Source organism: Klebsiella pasteurii (assembly GCF_018139045.1).
GTDB lineage: Bacteria > Pseudomonadota > Gammaproteobacteria > Enterobacterales > Enterobacteriaceae > Klebsiella > Klebsiella grimontii.
In genome coordinates this window covers 3,366,156-3,382,699 of sequence record NZ_CP073236.1, presented here as the reverse complement: position 1 = coordinate 3,382,699, position 16,544 = coordinate 3,366,156, and the positions used below count along the sequence as shown (strand labels likewise).

15 protein-coding genes are annotated in these 16,544 nt (G+C 53.7%); 11 read left to right on the top strand and 4 right to left on the bottom strand.

The annotated features are described in order from the left end of the window. Nucleotides 1-34 precede the first annotated feature (34 nt). The 3 genes from yhdP to fucR all read left to right on the top strand — a co-directional run bounded on the left by yhdP (nucleotide 35) and on the right by fucR (nucleotide 6,171). Nucleotides 35-3,832, top strand: a complete 3,798-nt coding sequence (gene yhdP / locus KCG39_RS15890; protein WP_004125823.1) for an AsmA2 domain-containing protein YhdP — start codon at nucleotides 35-37, stop codon at nucleotides 3,830-3,832. Nucleotides 3,833-3,920: 88 nt separating this feature from the next. Continuing rightward, nucleotides 3,921-5,366, top strand: a complete 1,446-nt coding sequence (tldD, locus tag KCG39_RS15885) for a metalloprotease TldD (RefSeq protein WP_142467986.1) — start codon at nucleotides 3,921-3,923, stop codon at nucleotides 5,364-5,366. Between the two features lie 58 nt (nucleotides 5,367-5,424). Continuing rightward, nucleotides 5,425-6,171, top strand: coding sequence for an L-fucose operon activator (gene fucR, locus KCG39_RS15880; protein WP_004125812.1), 747 nt, complete (start codon nucleotides 5,425-5,427; stop codon nucleotides 6,169-6,171). Here the strand turns inward: fucR and aaeR are convergent. Beyond that, nucleotides 6,168-7,097, bottom strand: a complete 930-nt coding sequence (aaeR, locus tag KCG39_RS15875) for an HTH-type transcriptional activator AaeR (protein ID WP_004125810.1) — start codon at nucleotides 7,095-7,097, stop codon at nucleotides 6,168-6,170. The two genes, fucR and aaeR, sit on opposite strands and share 4 nt — an antisense overlap. Before the next feature lie 131 nt (nucleotides 7,098-7,228). Here aaeR and aaeX point away from each other — a divergent pair, with 131 nt between their 5' ends. The 4 genes from aaeX to KCG39_RS15855 all read left to right on the top strand — a co-directional run bounded on the left by aaeX (nucleotide 7,229) and on the right by KCG39_RS15855 (nucleotide 10,761). After that, entirely contained in the window at nucleotides 7,229-7,432 is a 204-nt protein-coding gene (gene aaeX, locus KCG39_RS15870) for a p-hydroxybenzoic acid efflux pump operon protein AaeX (RefSeq protein WP_002918640.1), read from the top strand. A 7-nt stretch (nucleotides 7,433-7,439) separates the two neighbouring features. Further along, on the top strand, nucleotides 7,440-8,372 hold the full coding sequence (aaeA, locus tag KCG39_RS15865; RefSeq protein WP_142446448.1) for a p-hydroxybenzoic acid efflux pump subunit AaeA: 933 nt from the start codon (nucleotides 7,440-7,442) through the stop codon (nucleotides 8,370-8,372). 5 nt (nucleotides 8,373-8,377) lie between these two features. Then, nucleotides 8,378-10,345 (top strand): p-hydroxybenzoic acid efflux pump subunit AaeB, encoded by a 1,968-nt coding sequence (gene aaeB / locus KCG39_RS15860; RefSeq protein ID WP_142467985.1) that lies wholly within the window; start codon nucleotides 8,378-8,380, stop codon nucleotides 10,343-10,345. 140 nt (nucleotides 10,346-10,485) lie between these two features. Further along, complete coding sequence (locus KCG39_RS15855; protein WP_004125798.1) at nucleotides 10,486-10,761, top strand: barstar family protein; 276 nt, start codon at nucleotides 10,486-10,488, stop codon at nucleotides 10,759-10,761. A gap of 50 nt (nucleotides 10,762-10,811) precedes the next feature. Here the strand turns inward: KCG39_RS15855 and yhcN-B are convergent, their stop codons facing one another. The 3 genes from yhcN-B to argR form a co-directional block, all read right to left on the bottom strand. Beyond that, nucleotides 10,812-11,078, bottom strand: a complete 267-nt coding sequence (gene yhcN-B, locus KCG39_RS15850) for a DUF1471 family stress response protein YhcN-B (RefSeq protein WP_049114908.1) — start codon at nucleotides 11,076-11,078, stop codon at nucleotides 10,812-10,814. 102 nt (nucleotides 11,079-11,180) lie between these two features. Next, entirely contained in the window at nucleotides 11,181-11,444 is a 264-nt protein-coding gene (yhcN, locus tag KCG39_RS15845; RefSeq protein WP_004106226.1) for a peroxide/acid stress response protein YhcN, read from the bottom strand. Between the two features lie 354 nt (nucleotides 11,445-11,798). Beyond that, nucleotides 11,799-12,269, bottom strand: coding sequence for a transcriptional regulator ArgR (argR, locus tag KCG39_RS15840; RefSeq protein WP_004106225.1), 471 nt, complete (start codon nucleotides 12,267-12,269; stop codon nucleotides 11,799-11,801). A gap of 413 nt (nucleotides 12,270-12,682) precedes the next feature. Here argR and mdh point away from each other — a divergent pair, with 413 nt between their 5' ends. The 4 genes from mdh to KCG39_RS15820 all read left to right on the top strand — a co-directional run bounded on the left by mdh (nucleotide 12,683) and on the right by KCG39_RS15820 (nucleotide 16,513). Continuing rightward, complete coding sequence (mdh, locus tag KCG39_RS15835) at nucleotides 12,683-13,621, top strand: malate dehydrogenase (protein WP_004125793.1); 939 nt, start codon at nucleotides 12,683-12,685, stop codon at nucleotides 13,619-13,621. 131 nt (nucleotides 13,622-13,752) lie between these two features. Continuing rightward, nucleotides 13,753-14,397, top strand: coding sequence for a GntR family transcriptional regulator (locus KCG39_RS15830; RefSeq protein WP_142446447.1), 645 nt, complete (start codon nucleotides 13,753-13,755; stop codon nucleotides 14,395-14,397). Further along, nucleotides 14,369-15,034, top strand: coding sequence for a GntR family transcriptional regulator (locus KCG39_RS15825; protein WP_087829073.1), 666 nt, complete (start codon nucleotides 14,369-14,371; stop codon nucleotides 15,032-15,034). The genes KCG39_RS15830 and KCG39_RS15825 overlap by 29 nt, the downstream gene beginning before the upstream one ends. Nucleotides 15,035-15,244: 210 nt before the next feature. Next, a complete protein-coding gene (locus tag KCG39_RS15820) occupies nucleotides 15,245-16,513 on the top strand; it encodes an SLC13 family permease (RefSeq protein ID WP_004125778.1) in 1,269 nt (422 codons plus the stop codon). The last annotated feature ends 31 nt before the right edge of the window (nucleotides 16,514-16,544 follow it).

The following is a 16,544-nucleotide window of genomic DNA, read 5'->3' as shown; positions in this document are numbered from 1 at the left end:
GGATGACGCGTAACAGGCTGACAAGGAGAGATGCGTGAGGCGACTGCCCGGGATATTACTGCTCACCGCGGCAACATTGATTGTTGTCGTCGCACTGCTGGTGAGCGGTCTGCGTCTCGTTCTGCCGCAGTTGAACAGCTGGCGTCCGCAGGTGCTGGAAAAAGTCTCCGCGATGGCCGGCGTGCCGGTCGATGCCTCAAACATTGTCGCCAGCTGGCAGACTTTTGGCCCAACGTTGGATGTCCGCGATGTTAAGGCCGGCCTGAATGACGGCGGTGAGCTTTCCGTCAAGCGCGTCACTCTGGCGCTCGACGTCTGGCAAAGCCTGCTGCATATGCGCTGGCAGTTTCGCGATCTGACCTTCTGGCAGCTGCAGATTCATACCAATACTCCTATTCAAACCAATAACGGCGGTGAAGGGCTGAAAACCGACCGTATCAGCGATCTTTTTCTCCGCCAGTTCGACCACTTTATTCTTCGCGATAGCCATCTGAGCTTCCTGACGATCTCGGGCCAGCGGGCAGAGCTCTCCATCCCGCAGCTTACCTGGCTGAACGGTAAAAATCGCCATCGCGCTGAGGGGCAGCTTAGCCTTAGCAGCCTGACCGGCCAGCATGGCGTGATGCAGGTGCGCATGGACCTGCGCGATGAAGACGGCTTGCTCAATAAGGGGCGCGTCTGGCTTCAGGCCGATGATATCGACGTTAAGCCATGGCTTGGTCGCTGGATGCAGGACAACATCGCCCTGCAGAGCGCGCGGTTTAGCCTTGAAGGCTGGATGACCATCGACAAAGGCGACGTCGCCAGCGGGGATGTATGGCTGAAAAAAGGCGGTGCCAGCTGGCAGGGTGATAAAGATAAGCATCATCTCTCGGTTGATAATCTGACGGCGCACATCTATCGCGATAATCAAAGCTGGGGCTTTGACATCCCGGATACGCGCATTTCGATGGATGATAAACCCTGGCCGCGCGGCGCGCTGTCGATGGCGTGGATCCCGGCTCAGGATGTGGGGGGAAAAAATGGTCAACGCAGCGATGAGCTGCGCATTCGCGCCAGCAATCTTAACCTTAGCGGCCTGACCGGGCTGCAGCCGATGGCGGATAAACTGGCACCGTCGCTGGGCGAAATCTGGCGTACGACGCAGCCGGACGGCAAAATCAACCTTCTGGCGCTGGATATTCCGCTACAGATGGCGGAAAAAACGCGTTTCCAGGCGGACTGGAGCGACATGTCCTGGAAGCAGTGGAAGCTGCTGCCCGGCGCGGAGCATTTCTCCGGCAACATTGCCGGCAGCGTGGAAAACGGTACCCTGCATGCCCACATGGCGCAGGCGAAAATGCCCTATGAAACGGTCTTTCGCGCGCCGCTGGAAATCGCCCGGGGCGATGCGACCCTCAGTTGGGTGAAGAATGACAAAGGTTTTATGCTCGATGGTCGCGACATCGACGTACAGGCTACCGGTGTTCGTGCCCGCGGCGGGTTCCGCTATCTGCAGCCGCAGGGCGATGAACCCTGGCTCGGTATTCTGGCCGGTATCAGTACCAACGACGGCGGTCAGGCATGGCGCTACTTCCCGGAAAATCTGATGGGCAAAGCGCTGGTGGATTATCTCAGCGGAGCGATTAAAGGCGGCCAGGCCACTGATGCCACGCTGGCTTATGGCGGCAACCCGCACCTTTTCCCGTATAAGCATAATGAGGGGCAATTCCAGGTCACGGTGCCGCTAAAGAACGCCACCTTTGCCTTTCAGCCTGACTGGCCTGCGCTAACCGGCCTGAATATCGACCTTAACTTTATCAATGACGGACTATGGATGAAGGCCGATAAGGCAATGCTCGGCAAAGTGACCGCCAGCAATCTCGATGCGGTGATCCCCGACTATTCGCGTGAAAAGTTATTAATCGATGCCGATGTTAACGGTCCGGGTAAAGAGGTTGGTCCTTATTTTAACGAGACGCCGCTGAAAGAGACGCTGGGCGCGGCGCTGGATGAGCTTCAGTTGGACGGTAATGTGAGCGCTCGCTTACATCTTGATATTCCCCTGGATGGCGAGATGACCACCGCTAAGGGTGATGTCCGGCTGGACAATAACAGTTTATTTATCAAGCCTATTGATACCACATTGCAGAACCTGAACGGTAAATTCAGCTTTGTAAACGGCGACCTGAAAAGCGAACCGATGAGCGCGACCTGGTTTAATCAGCCGCTGAATATCGATTTCTCGACCACCGAAGGCGCAAAAGCATTCCTGGTAGACGTCGGGATGAACGCCAACTGGCAGCCCGCGCGTACCGGTTTACTGCCGAAAGCCCTGGATGGCACCCTGAGCGGTAGCGTGCCCTGGGACGGTAAAGTCGCGATTGAGCTTCCGTATCGCGGTAACGCTAGCTATAAGGTGGATGTTAACGCTGACCTGAAGAATGTAAGTAGTCACTTACCTGCACCGGTCGATAAACGGGCCGGTGAGCCTCTACCGGTAAACATTAAGGTTGATGGCGGCCTAAGCAGCTTTACTCTGGCCGGCTCCGTGGGGGCGAAAAATCATATCAATAGCCGCTGGCTGCTGGGTCATAAGCTGACTCTGGACCGCGCTATTTTAACCACTGACAGTAAAGCCGTGTCTCCACTCCCCGGGCAGCCTGGCGTGGAGCTGAATATGCCGCCGATGGATGGTGCGCAGTGGCTGGCGCTGTTCCAGGGCGGCGCGGCCAATGACGTCAGCAGCAATATGATTTTCCCCGAGCAGGTCACGCTGCGTACGCCGGTGTTAACGATGGCGGGCCAGAGCTGGAATAACGTCAGCCTTGTTTCCCAACCCGGCGCCGGAGGGACGAAGATTGAAGCCCAGGGACGTGAAGTTAACGCCACCCTGACAATGCGGAAAAACGCACCGTGGCTGGCAGCCATTCGCTATCTCTACTACAACCCCACTGCAGCGAAAAGCGGCGGGACGGAAAAAAGCAGCGGCCCTCTGGCAGACGCAAAAATGGATTTCCACGGCTGGCCGGACCTTCAGCTTCGCTGCGCCGAGTGCTGGCTGTGGGGGCAAAAATATGGTCGCATCGAAGGCGATTTCACTATTCGCGGAGATACCCTGACGCTGGCGAACGGCCTGGTGGATACCGGTTTTGGCCGCCTGACGACCGATGGCGTGTGGGTGAGCGCGCCGGCGGGCGTACGAACCTCTTTAAAAGGTAAACTGCACGGTAATAAAACCGATGATTTCGTGAACTTCTTCGGCGTATCCACGCCGGTAAAAGGTTCTTCGTTTGATATTGATTATGACCTTCACTGGCGTGCGCCGCCGTGGCAGCCCGACGTTGCCTCGCTTAACGGGATCCTTAAAAGCCGTCTTGGGAAAGGCGAGTTTACCGATCTCAGCACCGGTCATGCCGGCCAGCTACTGCGTTTATTGAGCGTTGACGCGCTGCTGCGCAAGCTGCGTTTCGACTTTAGCGATACCTTCAGCGAAGGTTTCTACTTCGATTCCATTCGCAGTACGGCGTGGATTAAAGACGGCGTTCTCCATACCGACGATACGCTAGTTGATGGCCTGGAAGCGGATATTGCCATGAAAGGGTCGGTGGATCTTGTCCGCCGTCAGCTGAATATGCAGGCCGTGGTCGCGCCGGAAATTTCCGCGACCGTGGGCGTCGCTGCAGCCTTTGCCGTTAACCCGATAATCGGCGCCGCGGTCTTTGCCGCCAGCAAGGTATTGGGGCCGCTGTGGAATAAAGTTTCTATTCTGCGCTATCGCATCACCGGTCCTATCGATCAGCCGCAAATTAACGAAGTTCTGCGCCAGGCGCGAAGTGACAAAAAGCAATGATTTGACGATTGTGCGTAATTACCGCACTCTCAATAGAGAGCCTATTTTATTTCCGCCCGAGAGGCGGCAACAAACGAGTAGCAAAACGATGAGTCTGAACCTGGTAAGTGAACAATTACTGTTGGCAAACGGCCTGAACCATCAGGATCTGTTTACCATTCTTGGCCAACTGGCCGAGCGCCGTCTGGATTACGGCGATCTCTATTTTCAGTCGAGCTATCACGAGTCCTGGGTTCTTGAAGACAGCATCATTAAAGATGGTTCGTACAATATCGACCAGGGCGTCGGCGTCCGTGCGGTGAGCGGGGAAAAAACCGGCTTTGCCTATGCGGACCAGATTAGCCGACTGGCGCTGGAACAGAGCGCGCAGGCGGCGCGTACCATTGTACGCGACCACTGCGATGGTAAAGTTCATACCCTCGGCGGAGTGGAGCACAGCTCGCTCTATACCAGTATCGACCCGCTGCAAAGCATGAGTCGGGAAGAGAAGCTGGATATTCTGCGCCGGGTAGATAAAACCGCCCGCGCGGCCGATAAACGGGTGCAGGAAGTTTCCGCCAGCCTGACCGGCGTCTATGAGTTAATTCTTGTTGCCGCCACTGACGGCACGCTGGCGGCGGACGTGCGCCCGCTGGTTCGTCTTTCCGTCAGCGTGCTGGTGGAAGAGGATGGCAAACGCGAGCGCGGCGCTAGCGGCGGCGGTGGTCGCTTTGGCTATGACTATTTCCTGGCCTCGCAGGATGGCGATGTGCGCGCAGATGTATGGGCGAGAGAAGCCGTGCGTATGGCGCTGGTCAATCTGACCGCCGTCGCAGCGCCTGCCGGAATGCTGCCGGTTGTGCTGGGGGCGGGCTGGCCTGGCGTGCTGCTTCATGAAGCCGTCGGTCACGGACTGGAAGGCGATTTTAACCGTCGCGGGACCTCGGTATTCAGCGGCCATATGGGCGAATTGGTGGCCTCTGAGCTGTGCACCGTGGTGGATGATGGCACCATTGCCAACCGTCGTGGCTCCGTCGCCATTGATGACGAAGGTACTCCGGGCCAGTATAACGTTTTGATTGAAAACGGCATTCTCAAAGGCTATATGCAGGACAAGCTCAACGCCAGGCTGATGGGTGTGGCGCCAACCGGCAACGGTCGTCGCGAATCCTACGCGCACCTGCCTATGCCGCGTATGACCAACACCTACATGCTGGCGGGGAAATCAACGCCGCAGGAGATTATCGAATCGGTCGATTACGGCATCTACGCGCCGAACTTTGGCGGCGGTCAGGTGGATATCACCTCCGGGAAATTTGTCTTCTCCACGTCTGAAGCCTACCTGATTGAAAAAGGCAAAGTGACCAAAGCGGTGAAGGGGGCGACGCTCATCGGCTCAGGTATCGAAGCGATGCAGCAGATTTCGATGGTGGGGAACGATCTGAAGCTGGACAGCGGCGTCGGCGTTTGCGGCAAAGAGGGCCAGAGCGTACCGGTTGGCGTTGGTCAGCCAACGCTCAAAGTGGATAAACTCACCGTCGGCGGCACCGCCTGATATCTCTCAATGCGCTTTCGCTCGCGGCGAAAGCGCACATCACCTCCGCGGGGTCGCGATGAAAGCCGCGCGTCAGCAGCAGATAGTCGAGTTACTCAGTCAGCACCGCACCCTAACCACTGAAGCGTTATCCCAGCTTCTGCAGGTCAGCATCGAGACCGTTCGTCGCGATTTGAGCGAGCTGCAGAAACAGGGGAGTATTCAGCGTAGCCACGGGCAGGCGCGCGTTCTCCTGCGCGATAATCACAGTGGCGAGAAGCCGTTTCATAGCCGCGTGAAAAGCCATTATGCCCATAAATCTGATATTGCCCGTACCGCGCTGGCGTGGATTGATGAAGGCATGACGATCGCGCTGGATGCGAGCTCAACCTGCTGGTTTCTGGCGCGTCAGCTACCGAATATTAACCTGACGGTGTTTACCAATAGCCACCCGGTTTGCGTAGAGCTGGGCCGCCGTGAACGGATCCAGCTGATCAGCGCCGGTGGTCAGCTTCAGCGTCAATATGGCTATTACGTTAACCCTGCGCTGTTATCGCAGGTCAAATCGCTGGAGATCGATCTGTTCATTTTTTCCTGCGAGGGGATCGATAACGACGGCGTTCTCTGGGATTCCAGCGCCAATAATGCCGCTTACAAATCGCTGCTCCTGAAACGGGCGGCACAGTCGCTATTGTTAATCGACAAAAGCAAATTTCATCGCTCCGGCGAGGTGAACATCGGCAATCTCCGCGACGTGACGCAGATTATTTCCGATGCCGGGCCTGATAATGCGTTATTACCCTTTTTCGCAGGCTCTGGACGCTAGCGGGCTATTCCCCGACCGTGCATACCCTGGTAAATATTTGCCACCCCGACGAAATACTCGGTCAGGTAATTAATGCATACCTGTACCTTCAGCGGCAGCTTATCTTTCTCGGTATACAGAGCGTATACCGGTCGCGGATCGGACTGGTAGCTCGGCAGCAGGATCTCCAGTTCGCCGCGGTTGATCTCTTCGATCGCCCACATCAGCGGAACGTAAGCTACGCCGACGCCTGCCGTCAGCCAGCGCACCAGCGTCATCGGATCGTTAGTGACGAATCTGCCCTGAGGGATCAGCTTGGTTGAAATGCCTTCCGGAGCGATGATTTCAAATTCGTTATCCGGCCGGACGCTGTATTCCAGCCAGGAGTGGCTGGCGAGATCCGCCGGCTTTTCCGGACATCCGGCGTGCTGGAGATAGCTTTTCGCCGCACAGAGCACCATTGGCATAGAGCCCAGACGGCGGGAAAAGAGGCTGGAGTCCTGCAGCGCTCCCACGCGAATCACCACGTCCAGACCGTCCGCGATCAGGTCCGGCGCCGGGATGCCGGTGACCAGGTTTATGGAGAGCCCCGGGTGCTCTTTGAGCATATCGGCGGTTATGCGAGCCAGGACATTCTGTGCCATAGTTGAAGAACAGCCGATGCGCAGCGTACCGATGGGCGTATTGTTAAACGCGTATAGCTGTTCATGGACATCCTGGACTTCGAACAGCATCCGCCGACAGCCTTGATAATATATTTTTCCCGCTTCTGTTAAGCCCAGGCTGCGCGTACTGCGGTTGAGTAGCTTAACCTGTAGCTCATCTTCCAGTTTGGCTACCGTCTGGCTGATGGAAGAAACGCTCATCTGGAGCTGGCGGGCCGCGGCGGTAAATGAACCTAATTCCACCACTCTGGCAAAAACGGACATGCGTTTTAATCGTTCCATTATTCACTCTGGCTTAAAAGTGATTTAGATCACACATTATAGATAAGACCGCAATTGTTACGTTACTATATAGTTAGCTTAATAATAAACGCATCGCGCATATCACCTGTACGCTTCTTATCAAGGTCATCATGAGTCTGTTTCCTGTCATTGTGATTTTCGGCTTGTCGTTTCCGCCGATCTTCTTTGAGTTGCTGTTGTCGCTCGCCATCTTCTGGCTGGTGCATCGCCTGCTGGTTCCGACCGGCATCTATGATTTTGTCTGGCATCCGGCACTGTTTAATACCGCGCTCTATTGCTGCCTGTTTTATCTGATATCGCGTTTGTTCGTTTGAGGTAGATGTGAAAACACTAACAAGAAATATCCTCCGTACCGCAATCACTGTGATACTGGTTATCCTGGCATTTTTGGCGATTTTTCGCGCATGGGTGTATTACACCGCCTCGCCCTGGACGCGCGATGCGCGCTTTAGTGCGGATATTGTGGCCATCGCTCCCGATGTTTCCGGCCTGATTACGCAGGTGAATATCAAGGATAACCAACTGGTTAAGAAAGACCAGGTTTTGTTCGTCATTGATCAGCCGCGTTACCAGAAAGCCTTAGCTGAGGCTGAAGCCGATGTCTCCTATTACCAGACTCTGGCGCAGGAGAAGCGCGTTGAAGCCGGCCGTCGTAACCGCCTTGGCGTCCAGGCCATGTCCCGGGAGGAGATTGACCAGGCGAATAACGTTCTGCAAACCGTTGAGCATCAGTTGGCAAAAGCGATCGCGAGTCGCGATCTGGCGAAGCTTGATCTTGAACGCACGGTCATTCACGCTCCGGCTGATGGCTGGGTGACGAACCTGAACGTCTACAGCGGCGAGTTTATCACCCGCGGTTCTACCGCGGTTGCGCTGGTCAAGCAGAATACCTTCTATGTGATGGCCTACCTGGAAGAGACCAAGCTTGAGGGCGTGCGTCCTGGCTTCCGCGCCGAAATTACCCCGCTGGGAAGCGTGCAAACCCTTAAAGGCACCGTCGACAGCATTGCTGCTGGGGTGACCAATGCCAGCAGCAGTAGCGATACGAAAGGGCTGGCCTCTATTGACTCTAATCTTGAATGGGTACGCCTGGCACAGCGGGTGCCGGTACGTATTCACCTTGACCAGCAGCAAGGTAATCTCTGGCCGGCCGGGACGACGGCGACGGTGGTGATTACTGGTAAAGACGACCGCGATTCCAGCCGGACAAGTTTCTTCCAGAAACTGGCGATGCGCCTGCGTGAGTTCGGTTAATCGCCATGGGGATTTTCACCATCGAACCCCGGCATCTCCGCTTTGCCATTAAATTAGCCTGTGCGGTGGTGCTGGCGTTATTCGTCGGTTTTCACTTTCAGCTGGAAACACCGCGCTGGGCGGTGCTTACCGCGGCCATCGTGGCCGCCGGCCCGGCGTTTGCCGCCGGCGGAGAGCCTTACTCCGGGGCTATCCGCTATCGCGGGATGCTGCGTATTGTCGGTACCTTTATCGGCTGTATCGCCGCGCTGGCGATTATCATCCTGATGATCCGCGCCCCGCTGCTGATGGTGCTGGTCTGCTGCCTGTGGGCAGGGTTCTGTACCTGGATCTCCTCTCTGGTGCGGGTTGAGAACTCCTATGCCTGGGGCCTGGCGGGCTATACCGCGCTTATCATTATTATCACTATCCACGAAGAGCCGATGCTGGCGCCGCAGTTCGCCGTCGAACGGTGCAGTGAAATTGTTGTTGGTATCGTCAGCGCTATCGTGGCCGACCTGCTATTTTCGCCGCGGTCGATTAAAAAAGAGATCGACCTTGAGCTGGATAACCTGCTGATCGATCAATACCGCCTGATGCAGCTTTGCGTGGCGTATGCCGATAAAGACGAAGTCGATAAGGCCTGGAGCGCGCTGGTTCGCCGCACCAACGGGCTGGAAGGGATGCGCGGAAACTTAATTATGGAGTCCTCGCGCTGGGCAAAAGTGAACCAGCGGCTGAAGGCGATCAATACCCTCTCTTTGACCTTAATTACCCAGGCCTGTGAAACCTATTTGATTCAGAATACCCGGCCTGAGATGGTCACCGATGACTACCGCGAGCTGTTCGCTGAACCGGTTGAGACCGTGCAGGACGTGCACCGCCAGTTAAAGCGGATGCGCCGCTTTTTAACCTGGAAGGGAGAGCACAATACGCCGGTGACGATCTACAGCTGGGTCGGGGCTGCGACGCGCTATCTACTTTTGAAGCGGGGCGTGGTTGGCAATACCAAAATCAGCCGTATTGAAGCGGAAGTGCTGCAAGGTGAAGTGGTGGTGAAGGCGGAATCCGCCGAGCGACATCATGCGATGGTCAACTTCTGGCGTACGTCGATCTCCTGCATCCTCGGTACGCTGTTCTGGCTGTGGACCGGCTGGACTTCAGGTAGCGGGGCGATGGTGATGATCGCAGTTGTCACTGCCTTAGCGATGCGTTTGCCTAATCCGCGAATGGTGGCTATCGATTTCCTCTACGGCACGTTGGCGGCATTACCGTTGGGGGCGCTGTTTTTCCTCGTGATTATGCCCGCGACTCAGCAAAGTATGCTGCTGCTGTGTATCAGCCTGGCGGTGATGGCATTTTTTATCGGTATCGAGGTGCAAAAGCGGCGGTTGGGTTCGCTGGGGGCGCTGGCCAGCACCATTAATATTCTGGTGCTGGATAATCCGATGAAGTTTCAATTCAACCAATTTCTGGATAGCGCCTTAGGCCAGATCGTGGGGTGTTTCCTCGCGCTGATGGTGATTTTACTGGTTCGCGATAACTCTCAGGCTCGCACCGGTCGCGTGTTGCTCAACCAGTTTGTCTCGGCGGCGGTATCATCGCTGACCACCAATACGGCGCGACGAAAGGAAAACCATTTGCCGGCCCTGTATCGCCAGCTCTTTTTGTTGCTGAATAAATTTCCCGGCGATATCGCACGCTTTCGTCTGGCGCTGACCCTGATTATTGCGCATCAGCGCCTGCGCGACGCGCCAGTACCGATAAATGACGACCTGTCGGTATTCCACCGGCAGTTGCGTCGTACGGCGGATCGCGTCATTTCCGCCAGTAGCGATGATAAGCGCCGCTACTATTTTGCCCGCCTGCTTAATGAGCTGGATATTTACCAGCAAAAATTACAGCTCTGGGAAGCCTCTCCGCAGGTGACCGAGCCGGTGCGAAGGCTGGTGGCGATGCTGCATAAGTACCAGCATGTATTAACCAATAGCTAGCCGCCAGAACCGACGCCTGAAGCGTCGGTTTTTTTATCGCTATACTTAATTGTCTGAGTATGAATTCTACCGTCAGAGTGGAACTACACGCCGGGATGACCGGGCTATGAAAAGTTGCAGGTGTGGACAGGATGCGGGCAATGACTACCTATACCTTTGATTTTGATGAAATAGCTGAACAGCAGGATTTTTATCGTGAGTTTTCACGTACCTTTGGCTTAACGCGTGAGAAAGTGAACAACCTGGATTCGCTGTGGGAAGCGGTGACCGCAGGGCTGCTGCCCCTGCCGCTAGAGATTGAGTTTATTCATTTAAGCGATAATCAGCGACGGCGCTTTGGCGCGATAATATTGCTATTTGATGAAGCGGAAGAAGAGCTGGAAGGGGAGCTTCGTTTTAATGTGCGGCAGTCGTAAAAAAGCCCCCGACAGAGCGGGGGCAAGTCGTCGGATAAGACGACGAGGGTTTATTTGTACAGCTCAGCCGTAGCGTGCCAGCTATCGCCGGTACGGGCTTCAATAATTCGGTAGCTGCTGGCGCCTTCTTTTTCAGCTTTAGCCGCCAGTTCCTGGCGCATATCCATCGGCGCGCTGCCTACCTGAGAAACGGAAACGGTGCCCATGGACTGCAGATTTTGCGCCTGTTCAGCATTCACTTGATTGACGGCAGCGTTTGCGCCGAAAGAGAGAACGGAAGCCAGACCCAGGGATGCGATGATAATTGCGCTTTTCATAATCTTTTCTCCAACCTTAATATTTGCAGCGGCGGGAGGCTTAATAAACCTGGGGCCGCTGGAGAGATTCTGTTTCAGTTAATGACCGACAATCGTTAAATCTTATTTATAAAGCTCAGCCGTTGCGTGCCAGTGGTCACCGGTACGTGCTTCAATAATGCGGTATGAAGAAGCACCTTCTTCTTGTGCTTTCTTGTTCAGCATTTCGTGCATATCCATCGGGGAAGAACTTACCGCGCCGACGGAAACGGTGCCGATTGCCTGACGGCCTTGAGCCTGTTCGCTGTTGATAGAGTCAGCGGCGAAGGCGCCGAAAGACAGAACGGAAAGGATGCTTAATGCTGCTACAGTGGTTTTGATTTTCATGATGTTCACCTCGTCGAATCTTTTTGTTGGGGGTCTTTGTTTCGTGACCCTCATCACAAAATCAAGTATACACTAATCACTGAAAATATTAATACCTTGCTAATTGTTTTTCATGTAAATAATTACAAAGAAATGTCTTTTTTATAACGTATAAGAATTAGAAATGTCACAATCTTGCCAGGTTAGGCGATTATGATTAATAAAATCATGAGGTTATATGAATTTGATCTTTTGTGCGCTTAAGTGGGTTTCATCACGTAAATGAATGTATAGAAACGGAAAAACACACAAAATGTTAAAGAAATGATAATTTTTTGAAGGGATACCCTCTGGCGTTAACCAGAGGGGAGGCGATCAGAGTTCCTGCTCAAACAGAACGAGAATGGCGTCATGCAGCTCTTTAACGGTAAAACCCCTGGCCGGGGTGGTAAAGATAGTGTCATCACCGGCAATGCTGCCGAGAATACCTTCAGCTTTGCCCAGGGAGTCCAGAAGCCGGGCGATCAGCTGCGCTGCGCCTGGGCTGGTATGAATAACCACGACCGAATCGTTATAGTCGATATCCAGCACCAGGTTTTTTAGCGGGCTGGAGGTCGTCGGGACGCCAAGCTCGGCGGGCAGGCAGTAAACCATTTCCATTTTGGCGTTACGCGTGCGTACGGCGCCAAACTTAGTGAGCATACGTGAGACTTTCGATTGGTTGATATTATCGAAGCCTTCCTCTTGCAGAGCCTGTACGATTTCACCTTGAGAGCTGAATTTTTCTTCTTTAAGCAGCGCTTTAAACGCCTTAACCAGTTCTTCTTGTTTTGCCGAACTACGCATAAGTCACCCAATTATGGTGGTAAAAACAACATCATTATGCATAAACATGCATTTTTATGCAAATAATCCGCAGGGGAGAAGCGTAAATAATGTTATGAAGGGCGCATATTTTAGCAAAAAACCCTAATAAGGAACATGCTTTCGTCACGGCGCGCAAATTGCTACAAAAGTAAATGAAATGTTATTAAATGATGTTGTTCTGCTCAATGCGCTGGGTGTATTGTAACCAATAGTCGATCCGGTACTACGCTTTGCTGGATGGTCAGTCTCAGGGAGGAAAATGCGAAGCTGCTGCATCGCTGCGCACGACCACGCATTCTTCAGCCATAATTATTGTAATTGTTCATCTTGTGAATTAAGGTCCAGGCGACGGAGTAACGAAAGACTATTTTAACCATAATAAGGAGTTTAGGATGAAAGTTGCAGTCCTCGGCGCCGCTGGTGGAATCGGCCAGGCGCTTGCCCTACTACTTAAGACCCAACTGCCTTCAGGTTCAGAACTCTCGTTGTACGACATCGCTCCGGTAACACCGGGCGTGGCGGTTGATCTTAGCCATATCCCTACCGATGTAAAAATCAAAGGTTTTTCCGGCGAAGACGCCACCCCTGCGCTGGAAGGTGCTGATGTGGTGCTGATATCCGCGGGCGTAGCGCGTAAGCCCGGAATGGATCGCTCCGATTTATTCAACGTTAATGCCGGTATTGTGAAAAATCTGGTACAGCAAATCGCCAAAACCTGCCCGCAGGCCTGCGTCGGGGTTATCACCAACCCGGTGAACACCACCGTGGCGATTGCCGCAGAAGTGCTGAAAAAAGCCGGTGTTTACGATAAGAACAAGCTGTTTGGCGTCACGACGCTGGATATTATCCGCTCGAATACCTTTGTCGCTGAACTAAAAGGCAAATCTTCGTCAGACGTTGAGGTTCCGGTTATTGGCGGCCACTCCGGTGTGACTATTCTTCCTTTATTGTCACAAATTCCGGGTGTCAGCTTCAGCGATCAGGAAGTGGCGGATTTGACTAAACGCATTCAAAACGCTGGTACTGAAGTTGTTGAAGCAAAAGCCGGTGGTGGCTCAGCAACGCTATCAATGGGGCAGGCCGCCGCGCGATTCGGTCTCTCTTTAGTTCGTGCCATGCAGGGAGAGAAAGGCGTGGTGGAATGCGCCTATGTTGAAGGTGATGGCCAATATGCCCGCTTCTTCTCTCAGCCGTTGCTGTTAGGTAAAAATGGCGTAGAGCAGCGTCAGTCTATCGGTAAACTGAGCGCGTTTGAGCAGCAGGCGCTGGAGGGGATGCTGGATACGTTGAAGAAAGATATCGCCCTTGGCGAAGACTTTGTGAATAAATAACGCTTCATTAAAAGAGAAGCCGGAGCCTGGGTTCCGGCTTTTTTATGCCTTTCTCCCGCCCCTGAATGACTCAACCTGCTGGTAAATCTGCTAAACTCCCCGCGTCTTGAGCGGCAACAAACGAGGACGTCGTGAAAAAAATTGAAAGAAAGCAGACCAGGGACCAAATTACTCAAATGATCCGTTACGAGATCCTTTCCGGCAGTATGAAGTCGGGGGATGAGCTCGCGCAGGAGAGTATTGCGGAACAGCTGGGGCTTTCTCGTATGCCGGTTCGTGAAGCGTTACAGGCCCTGGAGCAGGAAGGGTTTCTGGTGCGCTTGCCAAACCGCCATATGCAGGTCTCTCGGCTGGAACCTGACCACATCAGCCATATTTTCCAGGCCATTGCGGCGATGGCAACGGCGCTTTTTTCACTGGTGCCCGCGTCGGCAGGCGAGTCGCTGGCTACGAGAGCGCGAGAGTTGGGGCTTCCTGGTGAAAGGATTCGGGAGCTGGCGTTTCATCAGGCGCTTATTTCTTATATTGATAACCGCTATCTGGAAAAAATTTATCAGCAGTTTTTAGATGGTTATATCGGCTATGTCATTCTGTATCTGAAAGAGGATAATCAGGAGTCGGCGCAAATACTCAGTTCTCTGATGGATGCTATCCATCAAGGCGATCGCGCCGAGATCGCGCAGGAAACGCAGCGTTATTTCCTCTCTCTGGCAGAAATAATGCGTCAACACATGAAGGATTGGGAAAGTGCAGAAGCCTCGATTAGGGAAAATTAAGCTTCTTTCAGCGAAAGAGCAGGTCGCGGCAGTCTTACGTAAAGCGATACTGTCGCGAGATTTAGTTGAAGGGCAAGAAATAACCCTTGAAGGGATCGCCAGTATGGTTGGCGTATCCAGTATGCCCGTGCGTGAAGCATTTCAGATACTGGCTGCGGATGGGCTGATTAAAGTCCGCCCCAATAAAGGGGCGGTTGTGCTGGGGATTAACGAACAAACGATTCGCGAGCATTACGAGATTCGCGCGCTGCTGGAGAGTGAAGCGGTCGCTAAAGCTTCTCGCCCTGGGACGGACATTTCGCGCATTGCCGAAGTTCATTACGCTGCGGAAAAAGCGTTGGCGGAAAATAACTCAGCTGAATATTCTGACCTCAATCAGGCTTTTCATATGGAGATATGGAACGCGGCCGGAAACGGCAAAATGAAGCTGCTGCTCAGCAATATGTGGAACGGGCTCTCGATGGGGCATAAGGTCACCGAGGAAGAGTACGCGATCATTTCCATACGCGAGCATAAAGGGATTTTACTGGCCCTGGAGCAGCATAATGAAGCGTTGGCCCGTCAGCTAATGCGCGAGCATATCATCCGTTCGATGGAAAATATGCTGACGCGCTATGTCGGCGAGCCCTCGGCCTGACCTAATCGCCTGTACGATCGTTGCAGGCGTCTTATCTATTCATTCCATAAATTAATTTCGCTAAGGTACTGCTTTTGCGGGATTTTGATAAAGATCGCAATCCTGACTCTTTCGTGAAAAACGCATTGACTTAGTCTTTGTATGGGAATAGTTTCCCTCTCGTCAATATTGGATACAATATCATATATCATTGATGGGATAACTATAAATATGGAACCGATTACCATTACTCTATGTTTGCTGGTGTTTGCTATCGCCATGTTTGTGTGGGAAAAAATACCGCTCGCGGTCACGTCTATGGTGGTTTGCGTCGCGCTGGTTCTCACCGGCGTGCTCAATCTCAAGCAGGCTTTCGCCGGCTTTATCGACACCAACGTTATTCTCTTCGTCGCCATGTTTATCGTCGGCGGGGCGCTATTTGAAACCGGGATGGCGAATAAGGTGGGGGGCGTGATTACTCGCTTCGCGAAAACGGAAAAGCAGCTGATTTTTACCATTATGGTCGTGGTTGGCGTGATGTCCGGTTTCCTCTCCAATACCGGTACCGCAGCCGTCCTGATCCCGGTCGTTATCGGTGTGGCGGCAAAATCAGGCTTTGCTCGTTCCCGACTGCTGATGCCGCTGGTTTTCGCTGCCGCGCTCGGCGGTAACCTGTCGTTGATTGGCGCGCCGGGCAACCTGATTGCGCAGTCAGCTTTGCAGAATATTGGCAGCGGTTTTGGCTTTTTTGAATATGCCAAACTCGGTTTACCGATGCTGGTTTGCGGCGTTATTTACTTCTTGACCATCGGCTATAAATTCCTGCCCAACCACCCGAACCGTGGGGAAGTTGGCAGCGTCGGCGAACAGCGCGATTACAGTCACGTTCCGCGTTGGAAGCAAATCCTCTCTTTCGTTGTTCTGATCGCCACGATCCTCGGCATGATTTTCGAAAAGCAGACCGGTGTGAGTCTTGCGGTAGCGGGCTGTATCGGCGCGCTGGTGCTGGTGGTTACCGGCGTGCTTACAGAAAAGCAGGCCTATAAAGCCATTGATTCTCAGACTATTTTTATCTTCGGCGGCACGCTGGCGCTGGCGAAAGCGCTGGAAATGACCGGGGCGGGAAAACTGGTGGCGGATCACGTGATTGGCCTGCTGGGACAAAACTCTTCGCCGTTTATGCTGCTGGTGGTGGTCTTTGCGCTGTCCATCATTATGACTAACTTCATGTCCAACACCGCGACCGTCGCGTTGTTAGTACCGGTGAGCCTGTCGATTGCGGCGGGCATGGGCGCCGATCCTCGTGCGGTGCTAATGGCGACGGTTATTGGCAGTTCTTGCGCCTACGCCACGCCAATCGGCATGCCTGCCAACATGATGGTGCTGTCGGCAGGCGGCTATAAGTTCGTTGACTACGCCAAATCCGGCATCCCACTGATTATCGTTTCCACCATTGTCAGCCTGATTCTGCTGCCAATCCTTTTCCCTTTTCATCCGTAATGAACGGAAGCTGTCCTGACTAAGGAGCCTG

What these genes read in the sequence shown, in the direction of transcription:
- mdh (WP_004125793.1), top strand. Translation starts at nt 12,683, where the DNA reads ATGAAAGTTGCAGTCCTCGGCGCCGCTGGTGGAATCGGCCAGGCGCTT.
- aaeB (WP_142467985.1), top strand. Translation starts at nt 8,378, where the DNA reads ATGGGGATTTTCACCATCGAACCCCGGCATCTCCGCTTTGCCATTAAA.
- KCG39_RS15855 (WP_004125798.1), top strand. Translation starts at nt 10,486, where the DNA reads ATGACTACCTATACCTTTGATTTTGATGAAATAGCTGAACAGCAGGAT.
- fucR (WP_004125812.1), top strand. Translation starts at nt 5,425, where the DNA reads ATGAAAGCCGCGCGTCAGCAGCAGATAGTCGAGTTACTCAGTCAGCAC.
- aaeX (WP_002918640.1), top strand. Translation starts at nt 7,229, where the DNA reads ATGAGTCTGTTTCCTGTCATTGTGATTTTCGGCTTGTCGTTTCCGCCG.
- argR (WP_004106225.1), bottom strand. Translation starts at nt 12,269, where the DNA reads ATGCGTAGTTCGGCAAAACAAGAAGAACTGGTTAAGGCGTTTAAAGCG.
- aaeR (WP_004125810.1), bottom strand. Translation starts at nt 7,097, where the DNA reads ATGGAACGATTAAAACGCATGTCCGTTTTTGCCAGAGTGGTGGAATTA.
- yhcN-B (WP_049114908.1), bottom strand. Translation starts at nt 11,078, where the DNA reads ATGAAAAGCGCAATTATCATCGCATCCCTGGGTCTGGCTTCCGTTCTC.
- KCG39_RS15820 (WP_004125778.1), top strand. Translation starts at nt 15,245, where the DNA reads ATGGAACCGATTACCATTACTCTATGTTTGCTGGTGTTTGCTATCGCC.
- yhcN (WP_004106226.1), bottom strand. Translation starts at nt 11,444, where the DNA reads ATGAAAATCAAAACCACTGTAGCAGCATTAAGCATCCTTTCCGTTCTG.
- tldD (WP_142467986.1), top strand. Translation starts at nt 3,921, where the DNA reads ATGAGTCTGAACCTGGTAAGTGAACAATTACTGTTGGCAAACGGCCTG.